General features: G+C 61.3%; 13 protein-coding genes and 1 pseudogene. 12 read left to right on the plus strand and 2 right to left on the minus strand.

Features of this window, described 5'->3' with window-relative positions:
- The first annotated feature begins 82 nt into the window (after positions 1–82).
- The 8 genes from WS96_RS08105 (at position 83) to WS96_RS08135 (ending at position 11,601) form a co-directional block, all read left to right on the plus strand.
- Entirely contained in the window at positions 83–790 is a 708-nt protein-coding gene (locus WS96_RS08105) for a YfiR family protein (protein ID WP_059831736.1), read from the plus strand.
- Positions 787–2,055 carry a diguanylate cyclase domain-containing protein gene (locus WS96_RS08110; RefSeq protein ID WP_059831738.1) on the plus strand — a complete coding sequence of 423 codons (1,269 nt, stop codon included), beginning with the start codon at positions 787–789 and terminating at the stop codon, positions 2,053–2,055. The genes WS96_RS08105 and WS96_RS08110 overlap by 4 nt, the downstream gene beginning before the upstream one ends.
- Before the next feature lie 86 nt (positions 2,056–2,141).
- Positions 2,142–2,651 carry an OmpA family protein gene (locus WS96_RS08115; RefSeq protein WP_034204308.1) on the plus strand — a complete coding sequence of 170 codons (510 nt, stop codon included), beginning with the start codon at positions 2,142–2,144 and terminating at the stop codon, positions 2,649–2,651.
- A gap of 357 nt (positions 2,652–3,008) precedes the next feature.
- The gene (locus tag WS96_RS08120; protein ID WP_059831740.1) at positions 3,009–5,129 is read left to right on the plus strand and encodes a type VI secretion system Vgr family protein; all 2,121 of its coding nucleotides are present in this window, start codon (positions 3,009–3,011) and stop codon (positions 5,127–5,129) included.
- 21 nt (positions 5,130–5,150) lie between these two features.
- Positions 5,151–5,573 (plus strand): DcrB-related protein, encoded by a 423-nt coding sequence (locus WS96_RS08125; RefSeq protein ID WP_059831741.1) that lies wholly within the window; start codon positions 5,151–5,153, stop codon positions 5,571–5,573.
- 7 nt (positions 5,574–5,580) lie between these two features.
- Complete coding sequence (locus WS96_RS08130; protein ID WP_059831743.1) at positions 5,581–10,065, plus strand: DUF6531 domain-containing protein; 4,485 nt, start codon at positions 5,581–5,583, stop codon at positions 10,063–10,065.
- 71 nt (positions 10,066–10,136) lie between these two features.
- Positions 10,137–10,562: an SMI1/KNR4 family protein gene (locus WS96_RS32020; RefSeq protein ID WP_257127964.1), complete on the plus strand. Its 426-nt coding sequence runs from the start codon at positions 10,137–10,139 to the stop codon at positions 10,560–10,562.
- Between the two features lie 661 nt (positions 10,563–11,223).
- Positions 11,224–11,601 (plus strand): immunity 22 family protein, encoded by a 378-nt coding sequence (locus WS96_RS08135; RefSeq protein WP_059831744.1) that lies wholly within the window; start codon positions 11,224–11,226, stop codon positions 11,599–11,601.
- A gap of 53 nt (positions 11,602–11,654) precedes the next feature.
- Here WS96_RS08135 and WS96_RS34440 read toward each other — a convergent pair.
- Positions 11,655–11,979: pseudogene (locus tag WS96_RS34440) on the minus strand (IS5/IS1182 family transposase); the annotation flags it as partial.
- Between the two features lie 134 nt (positions 11,980–12,113).
- Between WS96_RS34440 and WS96_RS08140 the strand changes: the two are divergent.
- Positions 12,114–12,485 carry a hypothetical protein gene (locus WS96_RS08140; RefSeq protein ID WP_059831746.1) on the plus strand — a complete coding sequence of 124 codons (372 nt, stop codon included), beginning with the start codon at positions 12,114–12,116 and terminating at the stop codon, positions 12,483–12,485.
- A gap of 501 nt (positions 12,486–12,986) precedes the next feature.
- A complete protein-coding gene (locus WS96_RS08150) occupies positions 12,987–13,208 on the plus strand; it encodes a hypothetical protein (RefSeq protein ID WP_059831750.1) in 222 nt (73 codons plus the stop codon).
- A 95-nt stretch (positions 13,209–13,303) separates the two neighbouring features.
- Here WS96_RS08150 and WS96_RS32025 read toward each other — a convergent pair whose 3' ends face one another.
- Positions 13,304–13,954: a hypothetical protein gene (locus WS96_RS32025; protein WP_082720217.1), complete on the minus strand. Its 651-nt coding sequence runs from the start codon at positions 13,952–13,954 to the stop codon at positions 13,304–13,306.
- A 784-nt stretch (positions 13,955–14,738) separates the two neighbouring features.
- On the opposite strand from WS96_RS32025, the gene WS96_RS08155 reads away from it, so the two are divergent.
- Positions 14,739–15,857: a branched-chain amino acid ABC transporter substrate-binding protein gene (locus WS96_RS08155; protein ID WP_059831752.1), complete on the plus strand. Its 1,119-nt coding sequence runs from the start codon at positions 14,739–14,741 to the stop codon at positions 15,855–15,857.
- Between the two features lie 173 nt (positions 15,858–16,030).
- Entirely contained in the window at positions 16,031–16,957 is a 927-nt protein-coding gene (livH, locus tag WS96_RS08160; protein WP_034204313.1) for a high-affinity branched-chain amino acid ABC transporter permease LivH, read from the plus strand.
- Positions 16,958–16,960 lie beyond the last annotated feature (3 nt).

Below are 16,960 nucleotides of genomic sequence, written 5' to 3' on the forward strand. Positions count from 1 at the left end.
ATGCGCGTTAATTCGGTACCTGCACGCGCATGGAGGGAGGCAGTAGGCAGCGTCGGGACCGACGCCAGCGGATGTTCCCGTCATGGATGCGAAAGTGAGCGCGTCCGCTGCCGGTTTTGCGACTGCAGCGGCGCCAACGGGCGCGGCGGCAATGGCCGCGCGGACGGCGTCCGGCCGCCTTGGCCGAATCGCTTCGCTGCGCCACGCGTTTCTCGCAATCGTTTGCGTTCTGAGTGCTGCTCCCGCCGTGCTCGCCGGGGTTCCCGCCGATGCCGACGATACGCCCGACACCGTGCGCATCGTCGTCGCCGCGAACCCCGCCGATTCCCGCGATCCCGCCATTTCTTCACACGACACGGCCGTGCGCCAGGTCGTGCTCGGCATTATCAGCTTCACGCGCTGGCCGACGACGCCCGTTCGTCTGCATCTGTGCGTGACGGGCCGGCCCGACTATGCACGCGGCCTGACCGACACGCTGCAGGCAGGCTCGACGCTGCTCGACGTGCAGCGCGTGCGCTTCGACGATCCCGCGCTCGGCATGGTCTGCGACGTCGTCTATCTCGGCACCCTGAGCGAAGGCGAGAGAACGCGGGTGAGGTCGGCAGTGGCGGGCCATCCGGTCCTGACGATCTCGGAGCACGATCCGTCCTGCACCGCAGGCGGCATGTTCTGTCTCAACGTCGACGGCGAACGCGTGTCGTTCGACATCAATCTCGACGCTGTGGCGCGCAGCGGCGTGCGCGTGCACCCGAACGTCCTCAATCTCGCACGACGGCCGGTGACGCCATGACACGGTCCGCGCCCCCCGTTTCCGCTTCGCGCATGTCGCGCCCGACGCTGCAAAGCGTGTTGCGTCGCGCGCACCTGCGCCTCGCGTTCGTCGCCGTCGCGATGGCCGCGGTGTCGTTGATCGTCGTCGCCGTGATCGCGTTGCGCGCGTATGCCGGCAACAACCTGAACCTGCTGGCGCGCTCGCTCGGTTATACCGTCGAGGCGGCGCTCGTGTTCGGCGATCGCATCGCGGCGAACGAAGCGATCGGGATGATCGCCGGAGACGAGGACGTCGCGCAGGTGGTCGTCACCGACAGCAAGGGACAACTGTTCGCGACGTGGCAGTTGCCGGCCGGAAACGGGATCGTGCGGCTCGAGCGCGCCGTCGCCGACGTGGCGCTGCCCGGGCCGGTTACCACCCCGGTGATGCATGACGGCATCATCGTCGGCCACGTCGTCGTGCGCGGCCGCGGGCACCAGTTCTTCGGCTTCCTGCTCGGCGGCGTCGGCGGCATTCTCGGCTGCCTGGCCCTCAGCGTGTTCGGTGCGTATGTCAGCTCGAAGCGTCTGCTGCGCGATATCGTTTCGCCGCTGCATGCGCTGGCGGGTGTCGCGCACGCGGTGCGACGCGAGCGTGCGTTCGGGCGGCGCGTCGAGCCCGCCGCGATCGCCGAACTCAACCAGCTCGGCGACGACTTCAACGCGCTGCTCGACGAATTCGAAGACTGGCAGAACACGCTGCGCGACGAGAACGCATCGCTCGAGCACAAGGCGACGCACGATGGGCTCACCGGGTTGCCCAACCGCGTGCAGTTCGAGTCGCGCCTCGCGCTTGCGCTTTGCGATGCCACGTTGACGGGGCAGCGGGTTGCCGTTCTTTATCTCGACTGCGATCGCTTCAAGGAGATCAACGATTGTCTCGGCCACGACGCCGGGGACGAGGTGCTGATCGGCATCGCGTCGCGGCTGCGCACGCGGGTGCGCGAGGCCGATCTCGTCGCGCGCCTGGGCGGCGACGAATTTGCGGTGATGCTGGCGGCGGTGCCCGAGGCGGGCAGCGTGGGCCGGATCGCCGACGAGATTTTGTCCGGCATGGCGCCGTCGATCGAGCTGTCCGACGGCCGCGTGGTGGCCACCATGATGAGTGCCGGCATTGCGCTGTATCCCGATCATGCGTCGGACGCGAGCGGCTTGCTGCGCGCGGCGGATATCGCGATGTACCGCGCCAAGCGCGCGCGGCCGGGATCGTGGCGGTTGGCTGAGAGCGTTGCAGGGCCGGTGTGACGTTGATCGACTCGCGCTGCGGGCGAGGCCGCAGCGGCGGTTAAAAGAAGCGCTTGCAGAGCGGGCGCGATAGAAGGGGATGCGAAATGAACCACTCGTTTCCTTTGAGCATGGGGCGGATGTGCGTCGGGAGTGCGCTGCTGCTGGGCATGCTGCTGGGGGGCTGCAAGACGCCGCCGCTTCATCGCGGGCTGACGCAGACGCAGGTCACGGCGCTGAAGTCGGCCGGGTTCCAGGAGACCGGGCAGGGGTTCGAGTTCGGTTCGACCGGGCCGATCCTGTTCGATTTCGACCGGTACAACCTCAAGCCGGATGTGCGGCGGATCGTCGAACGGATCGGGCGGACGTTGCAGTCGGCGGGGATCAACGGGGTGCGGGTTTATGGATACTCGGACGATGAAGGGGAGGCGGCTTACGATCTGGAGTTGTCGAGACGGCGGGCCGAAGTCGTTGCTGTCGAACTGGTCGACGTCGGACTCGATGCGAAGCGGATCGCGATCGTCGGGAAAGGGAAGCGCGATCCGGTAGGGGACAACAAGACGCCGGCAGGGCGGGCGCAGAATCGGCGGGCGGCGATCGTGGTTTCGCCGCGGTGACGGAGGTGCGCCGCGATATCGATTGCACGCCTGCCGACCAGTAGGCTGTCTAGTATGGTTGCTCAAACACTGCCCCCGGAATGCCCTGGTGCGGTCAGTGCGTTTTAACTGTTTCCTGCCATTGTCACGCAGACGCCTGAGGATGCAGTGTCGCGGTTTTCATTGCAGGCCGTCGCGCTGCGTCGGCGCGGCGTGCCGCCTCCGGGGCCCAGCCGGTGGTCTCGTTTTCGGATTTTCAGGGCTCGAACGAAAACGTTTGCGGACGTCTTTCAAGCAGTCGGGTTTTACCCTACATTATCGGGGCTGCGGGCCGGCGAGCCGGCTCATGGAACCTGAGATCACACGCAAGGAACAAGAATGAGTTTCGCTCCGAACGGGGGTATTCCCAGTGGATTGGGCGGCAGTGCGCTCGGCTCGTTGAGCGCGCTCGGGGGCCTCGCCGGCCCGGTGGCGTCGAGCGTGGCCGGCAGCCTCGGGCCGCTCGCCGGCCTGGCCGGGCACGTCGACACCGTCCAGCGCGCGATGCAACTCGCGCAGACCGGCTTCTCGCTGATGGACAAGACACCCGGCGCGATTGCCGAAGCGATCAACGGCGCCGCCAACCCCGCGCGCCTGACCCAGCTCAACCGTTACGTGACGCTCGACACGCCGCTCGGCCCGGATGTGCTGCTGGTCAGCGCGGCCGTCGTCGACGAGCACGTGAACCGGTTGCCGGAAATCCACCTCGACCTGCTGTCGCATCGCCACGACCTGCGGCCCGAGGACCTGATCGGCCAGCAGGTCAAGATCCGCTTCGACCAGCAGGCGCGCCTGTCGACGCTCGAACGCGTCGTGGCGTCAGGCACCGGCGACAACGACCGCTATTTCGACGGCTACGTCGCGTCGTTCGACCGCGCCGGCAACCCCGGGAACGTCACGCAATACCACCTGACGGCCGTGCCGTGGTTCTGGTTCCTGACGCGCTCGACCGACTGCCGGATCTTCCAGAACAAGACCGCGCAGGACATCCTCACCGAGATCTTCCAGGAACACGGTTTTTCCGATTTCGTGTTCGACATCCGGACGAGCCAGAAGCCGCTCGAGTACGTCGTGATGTACCAGGAGAGCTACTACAACTTCTGCGCGCGGCTGATGGAGCAGGAGGGGCTCGTGTGGACGCACCGCTACGAGAAGGACAAGCACTTTCTCGTGATCGGCGACACGAACCTGCTGTTCCGCCCGATCGAGGGGCTCGCCACCGTGCCGTTCGCCGCGACCGAGGCCAGCGAGGACAGCGGCATCGACCAGTTGCACGAAGGCCGGCGCTTCGGCGTCGGCAAGGTCACGTTCCGCGACTTCAATCACCAGAATCCGTCGTCGCCGCTGATGCTGGTGGAGGCCGGGCCGCAAAACCTCAGGCATGCGCGGCTCGATGCGACCGAGCGGTTCGAGCACCAGTCGCTGTACGACCACGGCGACGACGGCAACCGCTACGCGCGTTACGCGATGGAGGCCGAGGAGGCGCAAGCCCATCGCTATACCGGCGGCGGCTATGCGTGGCGCATGACGACGGCGGGCGCCGTGACCGTCGCGAACCACCCCGTCCTCGAAAACAATCAGGAGTACGTGATCCTGCACGTGCGTCACGAGGCCGTGAACGACTATACGCAGCACAGTGCGAAGCTGCCGTACTGCAACAGCTTCTCGCTGCTGCCGAAGAAGATTCCATACCGCGCGCCGCGCGCGACGCCGAAGCCGGTGATTCACGGCACGCAGTCGGCGATCGTCGTCGGGCCGAAGGGCGAGGAAATCTATACGAACGGCAGCGCGGTGAAGGTGCATTTCCCGTGGGACCGGCGCGGCAAGAAGGACGGCTCCGATTCGATGTGGGTGCGCGTGTCGCAACCGTGGGCGGGCGACGGCTGGGGCGCGGCCGCGATTCCGCGGATCAAGCAGGAAGTGCTGGTGGCGTTCAATCAGGGCGATCCGGATAACCCGGTGATCGTCGGCCGCGTGTTCAACGGCGAGCAGGGCAACCCGTATCACGGCGCGGCCGGCCAGACGATGGGGATCAAGAGCCAGACGCACAAGGGGCAGGGGTCGAACGAGTTGCTGATGAGCGACGTCAATGGTGCACAGATGTTCTACATGCATGCGCAGAAAGACATGCATACCGTTGTCGAGGACGCGCAATGGACTCAAGTTCTCAAAGGCGACCGGACCGTCGAGGTCGGCAAGGGCAACCATACGACGGCTGTCGCGGTTGGCAATCTGTCGGACGTTGTCGTGCAGGGCAATACGCTGCATCAGACTCCGCAGGGTGTGCACACACTGGAAGCCAAGGAACTCTGGATCAAGATCGGCGGCGACGGCGGCACGCGTATCCACATGACTGCTGACTCGATCGATATCTATAAGGGCGAGTCGGTGATCCACCTGGATGACAGCAACATCAATATCCAGGCTGCTCGAACCGACATCAATCCGAAGAACGGCTAACACCAATAAGGATAACAAAGCATGTACCAGATTCAGGAAGGCACGTTGGCGCTGCCCGTGGAGTGGCAGGACAAAACGATGAACGTCTTTGTGTCGGCAGCGACTGGCACGGAAGGCGTGAGTTTCGTGATTACGCGCGAGCGACTGCCGTGGGGCATGAAGTTCGCCGAATATGTGTCAAGCGAAATCCGGAAGGTGGCGAAGCAGGTTCCAGACTATGCCGAGGTGGCAAATGAAGACGCCACCGTATCCGGGCGCGCCGCGCATGTGCACGAGTTTACTTGGACGAACAACCAGGCGCCCATTCACCAGCGGCTGACGATGGTGGAATACGGGCAGGTTGTCCTGATGCTCACCTTTACTGCGCCCGGTACGCTGAGTGACACACAGCGCGAACAAATCCGGGCGGTGATTCAGAGCCTTCAGTTGCGCGATCCGATCTGAGGCTGCAATGTCGGACACGCCGAATTACGACGAGCCGAGCGGCAGCGCACAGGAACGTCTCGATCAGATCGCCAGGCTGGAGGACGGTGAAGCCGCGAAAGCGGCCGAGCAGCCGTTTTACGAGCACCTCAACTACGGGATGCTTGGCGCCGATGCGGGCCTGACCGCCGTTGAGGGGACGGCCGCCGGGCTGAGTGCGGCCGGTACAGCGCTGGCTGGTGGCGCGACCGGCGGGGCGGCACTGGGTGCGGGCGCGGTTGCGGCGGGCACTGTCATGCTTCCGCTCGCGATTGCAGTCGGTGGCGCCTGGGCACTCGACAAGGTTGGTTTCACTGGATGGCTCTCCGGGCAATTCACGCGGGTCGGCGATGCACTGGGCCTGACGATCGGCCACGGCGATCCGCATCCTGCCTGCGTAGGCGATCGCATCGCGCATTCGTCGGGGTTTATGGGAATCCTCACCGGCATTGCCGTCGGGGTGGCGATCGGTGTTGCGGTGGCGGCTACCGTGGCGACTGGCGGGCTCATCGGCGGGTTGATCGTCGGGGCGTGCCTGGCGGGCGGCCTGACGCTTGGTGGTGCGCTTGCGTCGGCCAGTCAGAGCATGGGCAGCAACTGTGGGGAGATCAAGACTGGATCGGACAATGTGTACTTCGAGGGAAAAAAGGTCGCGCGTGTCACGGATCTGGTGAAGTGTGATCACCATTCGAGCGCACCGCAGGCGCTCGTCGACGGCAGCAAAACCGTGTTCGTCAACGGGCTGCCGCTGGTGCGGATCGGTCACGAGACCCACTGCAGCGGCAAAGTCAATTCGGGGCGCAACAGTATCTGGATCGACAAGACGACCGGAAATTATGGCCCGAAGAACCCGGAGCTGTCCGCGACGCAGGAATTCCTGGCGGGTTTGATCGGCGGGATTGTAGGCGGCGGAGTTGGAAAAGTTGGCGGCAAGGGGCTGCGGGCGGTGCGCGAAAAATTCCGGCCCGAGCCCACCCGATCGGCAGAGCAGAGGGGTACCAAGGACGAGAATCGACCAAAGTGCAAGGACCCGGTTGATCCGGTATCCGGAGAAATGCTGGAGATCCGCACGGATCTGGCCATTCCTGGAATCCTGCCTCTTGAGTTCAAACGACGCTATCGGACTCGATCGGACGATCATGGATTGCTCGGTCACCGCTGGTCGGACAACTGGTCGCAGCGATTGGCGTTCGATGGTGGCCGCTTCGTGCGATTCCACGATGGCGCAGGTCTGGTGATCGGCTTTGACGCGCCGGATATGGCGCTCAACGGCATTAACCTGCGTGAGCCGCGTTATCGGCTGGTTGGAAGTCGACTCGAACCGCGCATCTTCGATCGTGACACTCGGCAACTGCGTATTTTCGCGCCGCTCGTCGACGGGCGCTCGTCTCGCCTCGAACGGATCGAGGACCTCGACGGCAACGCGATCGTTCTTTCCTACGATACTGCTGGCCGTTTGAGCGGCATGGTCCATAGCGATGGCTATCGGCTCGAGATTGCCTATCCTGGCCGCGACCGTCAGCTGCAACGGATCGTTCTCCATGATGCGGACGGTGGTTCCAGAACGCTTGTGGGCTACGACTACCAGAACGGCATGCTTACCCATGTGGCGAGCTTCCAGTTTGGGCAGTTCTATTACGCGTACGACGAACACGGCTGGATGACCCAATGGCGGGATACAGATCAGACCGATGTTCGATATCGGTACGACACCGCTGGTCGTGTAGTCGAGACAGGTACACGGCAGGGCTATCACACGGGCCGATTCATCTACGAAGCCGGCTGCACACGCGTGATTGACGTCGACGGCGAATGGACCTACGCCTATAACGACGAAGGTCTTGTAACGGCCGAAACTGATCCGCTCGGCCATTGCACTTGCTCCGAATGGGAACTTGGTCGTTTGATGGCTCGGATCGATCCGCTTGGTCGACGGACGGACTATCGATACGACGAGCGAGGCCAACTGACTTCGGTCGTCGAAAGCTCGGGGAGGACGGTTGATTTCGATTATGACGATGAGCAGCGCCTAACCGCGGCGCGCTTGCCGAACGGCGGCACGATCAAGCTCGAGTACGACCATCTGTATCGGTTGATTGCACGGACCGAGCCGGACGGCAACAAAACGACCTATCGCTATGGGCCTCGTGGCGAACTGCTGCGAGTGGTTCAAGGTGATCGCGAGACGCGCCTGGACTACGATGACCGGCTGCGGCTGACCGACATCGAATTGCCGACGGGCGCGCGCTTTAGGCGCAAGATAGACGTGCTGGGCCGGCTGTTGGAGGAAACGTCGCCCGACGGGCATGTGACGCGTTACGACTATGCTGACGGCCCGGCAAATCCACGCGGTCTGCTGAGTGCGGTTACGCGCCCTGATGGCTCGGTATCGAGGGCACGCTATAACAGCGAGAGCCTGCCCGTCGAGTGGATCGATCCGCTAGGACGTACGATCCAGCGAACCTACGGTCCATTCGATCTGCTGACGGCGTCGATCGACGCGGCGGGACATGCAACGCGTTTTGAGTACGACCATGCGACCCGGCTGACGAAGGTTATTAATGCGCTGGGAGAGACTTACACGTACCGCTACGACGCGGCCGGGCGTCTCGCGGCCGAAATTGATTGGGGAGGCCGCGCGACCGAATACGAGCGCGATGCCGTTGGTCGCCTGCTGACGAAGACACTGCCCGACGGTGGCCAGTGGCGCTATACATACGATGCATCCGACCGGCTCATCGAGATCGATGCCGGTGACGTGAAGCTTGCCTACCGCTACGATGCGAGCGGACGATTGGCATCGGCGGAGGTCCAGGGTGAGCACTCGCATGTGACGCGCTTTGCATACGACAGGAACGGCCGCTTGATCGGGGAAGATCAGCACGGCGAGCTGTTGCGGCACGTCTACGACGCCGATGGACAACGCCGCCTGCGGATGACACCTAGGCGCGAGACAGCCTATGCATACGATGCATCGGGGGCTTTGACGCAAGTTGGGGAACTGACGATCCGGCGTGATGGTTTGGGGCGCGAGATCGCTCGAGAGGCAGGGGATTTTGTCGCGCAGCAACAGTACGATGCGCTCGGCCGTATACGCCGGCAGATTGCGGGGCCTGCCGTAGCCTTCGATGCCTTGCAAGCCGATCCGGCCCGTGCGCTCGCGCAATTGACGCGGCAGGTCTATCACTATGACGCAGCCGGCCAACTCGAGCGAGTCGACACCGACATAGATACGCTTACGTATCGGCGCGATGCACGTGGTCAGATCGTCACCGCAGAAAGTCTGCTGCAGCCGACTGAGCACTTCCGCTACGACGCGGCAATGAACATTGCCGCGCACGGGCGCCAGGCGCCCGTAGATGCTCACCACTACGGGCGCGGAGGTCTGCCGGAACGGGTCGGCTACGCACGCTATCGGTACGACGCACGTGGCCGCACGATCGAGAAGACGGTCGAACAGCCCGGGTTCCGGCCAAAGACGTGGCAATACACGTGGGATGGGCTCAATCGGCTCGTGAAGGTTGCGACGCCCGAGCGTGGCGTGTGGCTGTACCGCTACGATGCTTTCAACCGCCGAGTCGAGAAGCGGCAACTCGGCGGCCGCGAAACCGTGAAGTTCCTGTGGGACGGTCCGACGCTTGCCGAGCGCTGGATCGAGCAGCGAGACGGTACGACGGGCCAAGTCGTGACATGGCATATTGAGCCAAGCAGTTTCTCGCCGCTTGCGCAGGAGACCGACAGCGGCATCTATCCGATTCTGACAGACCAGGTCGGTTTGCCAAAGGCGGTGTTCGACGAACATGGCACGCCTGTTTGGAAGGGGGCGTATTCGCTGTGGGGGAAACTGTTTCCGGCCAGACGAGCAGCGAATGACGCACAGGGCGCAGCAATTTCAATCGACACGACGTTGCGTTTTCCCGGTCAATGGGACGACGAGGAGACGGGACTGTGCTACAACCTGAATCGATACTACGATCCAGATACAGGGCAGTATCTTAGTTTCGATCCGATTGGCCTTGAAGGTGGGTTTAGAACACAGGGCTATGTGCACGCGCCAGATGCGTGGGTTGACCCCCTGGGATTGAGCGGTTGCGAGGACGTTAAAGAGTATGACGTTGTTCCATATCGACCGAGCAATTCACCTTTAGAAAACCACCACGGAGTACTTGATGTATGGATGGCCAAGAATGTTCCGGATTATGGTGGGAAATATCCGACTAATTCACCAACAATTGCTTTGTCCGTTGAATCGCATGCTGCGACAAAGGCTGCTTACCGAGATTGGCTAACTATAAAAACGGGGCGCCCAGTTGGCGGAAAAGTTGATTGGGAGACCGTGAGTAATCGAGAAATGCAGGCGCTATCCGAGAAAATGTTTGATGCAGCAAAGGTTCCACAGGCGAGTAGGGATGCCTACTATAGGGCATTGAATCAGTATTTATACACAGGTGAGTTTGATCCAGTGAAATTCTAGGGGCGGATATGAGGTCGATTAAAGAGATTGTGGAGATTATAAGATCCGATGGTAGATGTCAGGTGTTGCCGGTGAGCGGGAAGCTGCCGCCGCTACCGCATGCTGACATGGCATATCCGAATGATATGGTGGAATTCTACGATCTTTGCGGTGGCGTAATTTTGTTTAGATCCGGAAAAGAAAATGTATCGTTCAAAATATTGTCGGCTGGCGAAGTGTTGCAAACTAATATGATCATTGTGGGCGACCCTTGTGAGGATGACATTTCTTTTTCATGGTATGCGATATGTAAAACGGATAATGGCGACTACATATCTATCGATACATCAAAGGAAAGGGGGGGGAGGTGCTACGATAGCAATTTCGAAATTCATGGCGTAGTTGGGAGTTGTCCGATAATAGCGTTAAGCTTTTCTGAATTGCTTGATGAGCTATATAAAAGTTCTGGTGTGGATATCTTTTGGAAAGGTAAGGATTATGGTGATGCTTATGCGTGATTTTTTCAGAAAGGTCGAAACGACGGTAGCGTGCAACGTCTAGTGGGTGACCAGCGCAGCGAGCATTTGTCGGAAATTTCGAAAATATGGTATGGGTCAATGCGACGGCACATCATTTGTAATGGCCAAAGCGGATGTTGATCAACTGTTCAAGTCGGCAAATGGAGATATCAGGTGTATCACTACAACGCCGCCGGACAACTGGAGCGGGTCGATAGCGACGCTGACACGCTTACGTATCGGCGCGATGTGCGCGCCGGATCGTTTCGGCCGAAAGTCCGCTACAGCCGGCCGAGCACTTTCGTTACGACGCAACAAGGAACATTGTCGCGCACGGGCATCAAGTATCCCGTGGATGCTTACATTATCACCGAGGCGGCCTGCCGGAACGGATCGGCCATGCGTGCTATCGGTACGGCGCATGTGACTGCCCGATCGAGAAGACGGTCGAACAGCAAGAGTGGTTGCCGGTATGTCGCACCCTTACCTTTAAGCGTTCGGGGCTCACAGCAGAAGATATCTGCGGAAATCGAATATTGTCGATTCATCCATGGACTATGCAACGTACTTACGGCGTTGGCAGAACTGGGGAAATTATCGGCTCACTAATGGCGTCGACGATCTGCCCGCGGGTCTTCGGAGGACGACGGAGTAAGGAAGAATGGAAGGGGCTAACAAAGTATCAGTCTGGGTCGGGAAGTTCACTGACCAGGATGATCTTGCGGACTACATCGAGAACGCCTACGACGAGAACGGGGACTCTTCCAATTGGTTTCGAGACGATACTGGAATTGATTGGTTTGACGATGGCTTTCGCGAGGCGGACATGCTGCAACCGAATCTAAGCCTCCGAGAGAATCTTGTGGGATTTTCTTGGATCGATAGTTTTGCCGACGTGCTGATTCTTCAGCTCGAAGCTATGCGCAGTGCGGACGATAATGGTCTGATCCTACTTTATAACTTCCAGTACGAGAACGCAGAATGCGTCCGTCCTGCCTCCCGCGTGCGCTTCGTCGGGACGTTTGATTTTCTGACGTAGGCTTGGTGGTGTAGTTCAAAACGAGGAGATCGAAGTACACAGGGCTTACGAACTCAAGGATACGCCCCATGTTGGAATACGCCCATGCGGATAGCGACCTCGGTCGCTTGTGATTCTGTTCGCCGTGCCCATAGCCGTACCGGTGAGCGTCTTCAGGCGATACATCGCGTTTTCCACGAGCGAGCGCCGATGGTGGCCGTGACCTTTCTTCCACTGTGATCGCCGTCTCGGACGGTCCGCATCGGCCGTATCGTTCTGCCACATCATACCCGGCGTATTCAGGGAGCAACGAGCGACACCGTCGCGCGGTGGGATCGAAGGGGCCACGCCGTGTGCGGCAATGCTGGCATGACGCGGTTTAGTGCCGTAGACCCCGTCGCTTCGAGTTCGACGCGTATGGTCGGCGGATCTGGAAGCTCAATGGCAGTTGTCCTCCGTCCGGAGGGTGCGGAGAATCTATACTGACGGTAGCGCCGCTGTAGTGCCACCGACACAAGAATAGGGATTATGGAATGCCAAATGAGATTTTGAATAGCATCGATTCGGAGATATCCAAGCCGGGATTTTTCGATTTTTTTACTGCCCTGGATTTCGATGAGCTACTTGACAAAAGGAACGCCGCATCATTCGATGATCTCTGGATGCAGGCGTTTAACGAGGTCAATGGATTCGACCTCGTGGCCGACGACAAGAAATTCTTGAATTTAATTAGAGAGAAGGCATTCAAGCTCTCGTTTCGAGCCTCGGGAAATTCTGACATCGCGGGAAGAGTTTCAGACGACGTCGAACTGATCGCAAAGAGCATGTTGGCCGGGAAACCGGATGGTTGGCCAGTTAAGGTCTTGTGGAGCGGCTATAAAAAAGGGGGCTTCCCTGCCGAATGAGGGTGACGGATAGGCCCACGCTGAGCACAAGTGGAATTCACAAGCGCGCACTCAAAAGACCTTGCAATGGCTACACAAGTATCGAGCCCGGCACACATCGTCGAGTCCGAACTCGTAGAACTGTTTCAAATCGTCACGCTCGGCTCAATCGTGTTCCGAATAGATGGCACAGGCGTCGACATGCTCGCGATTAGTGTCAACACGCGCAATAACCAGAAAACTGACCAAGCCGCGTACCTATGCCCAATGGCCAACGTGCGCTTAAATACGCGCAAACAATGGTTTAATGTGTAATGTCCAGCTGATGATGATCGTGTTGCCTGCAGCGCGCGCGAACGGAAGTGCCACACGTGCTGATCCTCTATCGAAGCGCCGCTCCCATTGATCCACGAACAAAGGAGGAATCCGAACCATAAAACCGCCGCGGTAAACGAGCGCGGGCCGCAAGTGCTACCAACACTCACGACCCGCTAACCACAGCCAACTTTCAAGGAGTTGCCCATGGCTAAGCCGAATCATAAAGCACGACCACCGAAGACGGAACGTTTCGTCACGATCCAGGAGATGTGGGGTACCCCGAAGACCATGGATCCGAGGCCGGAGACGTTTTATCCGTACATGAAGATTGGTGGAATGTGGCTGATCAACGATGCGTGTTTTGTTCCGGGCCGCAAGGCGGGGATCGATATTGAGCCAGGCAGGCTGATCATCACGCAGCTGTAAGCGCAACGCCGCGAGATGCGGCCGCGCTGCGCGACATCGCGCAGCGCGCCGGACAGGGTAGAGCAGCCGTAACTCCAGCCACCCTAAACCCCGCATCACCAAGCAATATCGCAAGACGACCGTGACGTCCCCGCACCGCCGGTAGCCGTGCATTTCGTCCCCGATCCGTTGTCGTAGAACGTCCGCGTCTCCGGTTGCGGCACCGACGGATCGAACGGATTCGGCGCGCCGTGCGGACCGCGCGGCGCATCGTACGGCCGCTGGGGCGCATACGCACCTCCACTTCCAACTGACCGAGAGCCGTTCGCGCGCAGGTATTCGTTCCAGTTCTGCTCGCGCTGCTCATACGCGGGCACTACGCGACCCAAACTATCGCTCCCGCCCGCGCCGAGCGCGATACGGTTCGGAGCCGAGACAAAATCGGGTTCGTGTTTAAAAGAAGGCGGCGATGCCACGAGCGCATCGCTTGTCGCCCGCAACGGCCGCGTATCCGGCGTATCGAACGGGCTCCGTTCGGCAGGCGCGGCGAACTGCACCCGTCGGCGGCTCGTTCGCGCCGCGTGCCCATCCTCCCGAGCAGCAGCACGCCGCTCCGATCGAAATACATTGGCACCGGCCGATCGATCGGTCAGCGCATCGCATCCCGAAGCATGGACAGTCGAAACAGAGAGCGCGCACGCGATCGCGGCGGCGGAATACAGGCGGACGGGGCAATTCATGGGCGATCCGAAGCAGGTGATGTGCATTGAACAAAACGGCAGATCACTGGCTGGCTGCTGGGCGACGAGCGGGTGTCGGCGCGGCCCTGAGGCGATTGCGAGGCGCGGCGGGCGTGACTTGCACGAAGGCTGGCTGGATTGCGGAAACGAGTTCGCATTATTTCACGGATATATCAAAAAGCTTTCAGTTTGTTTAGTTTTCCCGCTAAACGGAAATTTTTCCCGCCTCGCGCAGCGCCCCGTCCTGGTGCGCACGCCCACAATCATCAGTCGATTGATTTCCAGCGCCCGGGCCGCCGGCAGCTCGAAAAATGCGCCGGCGCGAATTCCTCATCGCCGAAAACCCCGCCCAACAAGGAATCCGCCCCGATTCCCGTGCCGAATAGCAACCCGATTGCACTCGAAGCAAACGTTCTCGCCCCGCCGAGGTTGCGCCGCAGTCGCCACCCACTCATCTCGAAAACGTACGTGTTTTCCCTCAATCGACAGGCATTTTTGACAGACGATTGAAAAACGCCCATATAATTTCGGCTGCCTTGCCAACAGCTGTCGGACCATCCCTCCGAACCAGCGATTTGGCAAGCGGGGCAGGCGAAACGCTTGCGCAATGCAAGACGCATCACGATGTCTTTCCGAACCAGACGTCCCCTTCGGGGACTGCAAGAGCCGGGCCCCGCTACGCAACATTCCGCCGGAGTTCCGTCTTCTATGTGTCTCGGGCGTGTCCCATGTCCTCGCCCCGGGTGCTGTTCGATTGCGCAAGTCATGCCGCCTTTGCCCGTATGACTAAACAACATCGAGGAGCTCCCAGATGACGCTGTCCCGTCTTACGTCCATTTCCGTCGCCGCCGTGCTGTTCGCCGCGGGCGCCGCCGCCGCGCAAGCGGAAACCGTGAAGATCGCCATCGCTGGTCCGATGAGCGGCTCGGTCGCCCAATACGGCGACATGGTGAAGGCCGGCGCGCTGACCGCGATCGAACAGATCAACGCGGCAGGCGGCGCGGGCGGCAACAAGTTCGAAGTCGTGCTGATGGACGACGCGTGCGAACCGAAGCAGGCCGTCGCCGTCGCCAACAAGATCGTCAGCCAGAAGATCAAGTACGTGATCGGCCACGTGTGCTCGGGTTCGACGATTCCCGCGTCGGATATCTACGAGAACGAAGGCATCGTGATGGTCACGCCGTCGGCCACCGCGCCGCAGCTGACCGAAGGCAAGAAGCGTCACTTCATCTTCCGCACGATCGGCCGCGACGACCAGCAAGGCCCGGCCGCCGCGCACTACATCATCAACAACGTGAAGCCGAAGAAGGTCGCGGTCCTGCACGACAAGCAGTCGTACGGCCAGGGCATCGCGTCGTCGGTGAAGAAGGACCTCGAAGCCGCGAAGATCCCGGTCGTGCTGTTCGAAGGCATCAACGCCGGCGATTCGGACTACTCGGCGATCATCACGAAGCTGAAGTCGCAAGGCGTCGATTTCGTCTACTTCGGCGGCTACCACCCGGAAATGGGCCTGCTGATGCGCCAGGCGCGCGAGCAGGGCGTGAAGGCGACGTTCATGGGGCCGGAAGGCGTTGGCAACAAGGACGTGACGGCGATCGCCGGCCCGGCTTCGGAAGGCATGCTGGTCACGCTGCCGGCCGACTTCTCGGCCGATCCGGTCAACGCGGCGCTCGTGAAGGCGTTCGCGGACAAGAAGCGCGATCCGAACGGCCCGTTCCAGATGCCGTCGTACGCCGCGGTGAAGATCATCGCCGACGCGATCGCGGGCGCGAAGACGACCGACCCGACGAAGGTCGCCGCGTACATGCACAAGACGACGTTCGACACGCCGATCGGCAAGGTCGCGTATGACGCCCAGGGCGACCTGAAGGCGTTCAAGTTCGTTGTCTACACGTGGCACAAGGACGCGACGAAGACCGCCGCCAAGTAATACGGAGTACCCGCCCCGCGCACGCGCTCTGCCCGTCACCCGGGCGGAGCGCGTGCGCATTTGGCCGTTCCGCGGCCAACGGGCGGCCCGAGACGACACCGTGCGTTGCGCGCGGCCGACCGCCGTGATCCGGCGACGGCTTGCGACGCAGCGCCAACGGGAGCTTCCCGCACATGACTGACTTCTTTCCTCAATTCGCCCAGCAACTGGTCAACGGCCTGACGCTGGGTGCGATCTATGCGTTGATCGCCATCGGCTACTCGATGGTCTACGGCATCATCGGCATGATCAACTTCGCTCATGGCGAGATCTACATGATCGGCGCCTATGTGGGCCTCGTGACCCTGACCGCAATCGGCATCTCCGCCGGCTATCCGCTGCCGCTCGTGCTCGGCGCCGCGCTGATCGTGTCGGTGATCGTCACCGGCCTGTACGGTTTCGCGGTCGAGCGCGTCGCGTATCGGCCGCTGCGCGGCGGCCCGCGGCTCGTGCCGCTGATCTCGGCGATCGGCATGTCGATCTTTCTGCAGAACTACGTGCAGATCGGCCAGGGCGCGCGCGACGTGTCCGTGCCGGTGCTGATCTCCGGCGCGTTCGACATCCATCTCGGCGGCGACTACGACGTGACGATTCCGTATGCTCGCCTGTTGATCGTCTGCGTGACGCTCGTGCTGATGATCGCGCTCACGCTGTTCATCTCGCATTCGCGGATGGGCCGTGCGTGCCGCGCGTGCGCCGAAGACATGAAGATGGCGAACCTGCTCGGCATCGACACGAACCGCGTGATCTCGTTCACGTTCGTGCTCGGCGCGATGCTGGCGGCCGTCGGCGGCGTGCTGATCGGGCTGACGATCGGCAAGCTGAATCCGTATATCGGCTTCGTCGCGGGCATCAAGGCGTTCACCGCCGCGGTGCTCGGCGGGATCGGCAGCATCCCGGGCGCGATGCTCGGCGGCGTGCTGCTGGGCCTGGCCGAAACCTTTGCCGCGGGCTACATGCCGGCCGAGTACAAGGACGTCGTCGCGTTCGGCCTGCTCGTGCTGATCCTGCTCTTCCGCCCGACCGGCCTGCTCGGCAAGTCGGACATCGAAAAGGTTTGAGGG

This window comes from Burkholderia sp. MSMB1835, from assembly GCF_001526365.1.
Taxonomy (GTDB): domain Bacteria; phylum Pseudomonadota; class Gammaproteobacteria; order Burkholderiales; family Burkholderiaceae; genus Burkholderia.

Coding starts and splice junctions, on each gene's coding strand:
- WS96_RS08120 (WP_059831740.1), top strand. CDS start 3,009: ATGAGTTTCGCTCCGAACGGGGGTATTCCCAGTGGATTGGGCGGCAGT.
- WS96_RS08150 (WP_059831750.1), top strand. CDS start 12,987: ATGGCTAAGCCGAATCATAAAGCACGACCACCGAAGACGGAACGTTTC.
- WS96_RS08130 (WP_059831743.1), top strand. CDS start 5,581: ATGTCGGACACGCCGAATTACGACGAGCCGAGCGGCAGCGCACAGGAA.
- WS96_RS08135 (WP_059831744.1), top strand. CDS start 11,224: ATGGAAGGGGCTAACAAAGTATCAGTCTGGGTCGGGAAGTTCACTGAC.
- WS96_RS32025 (WP_082720217.1), bottom strand. CDS start 13,954: ATGCACATCACCTGCTTCGGATCGCCCATGAATTGCCCCGTCCGCCTG.
- WS96_RS08140 (WP_059831746.1), top strand. CDS start 12,114: ATGCCAAATGAGATTTTGAATAGCATCGATTCGGAGATATCCAAGCCG.
- WS96_RS08115 (WP_034204308.1), top strand. CDS start 2,142: ATGAACCACTCGTTTCCTTTGAGCATGGGGCGGATGTGCGTCGGGAGT.
- WS96_RS08125 (WP_059831741.1), top strand. CDS start 5,151: ATGTACCAGATTCAGGAAGGCACGTTGGCGCTGCCCGTGGAGTGGCAG.
- WS96_RS08110 (WP_059831738.1), top strand. CDS start 787: ATGACACGGTCCGCGCCCCCCGTTTCCGCTTCGCGCATGTCGCGCCCG.
- WS96_RS08155 (WP_059831752.1), top strand. CDS start 14,739: ATGACGCTGTCCCGTCTTACGTCCATTTCCGTCGCCGCCGTGCTGTTC.
- livH (WP_034204313.1), top strand. CDS start 16,031: ATGACTGACTTCTTTCCTCAATTCGCCCAGCAACTGGTCAACGGCCTG.
- WS96_RS08105 (WP_059831736.1), top strand. CDS start 83: ATGGATGCGAAAGTGAGCGCGTCCGCTGCCGGTTTTGCGACTGCAGCG.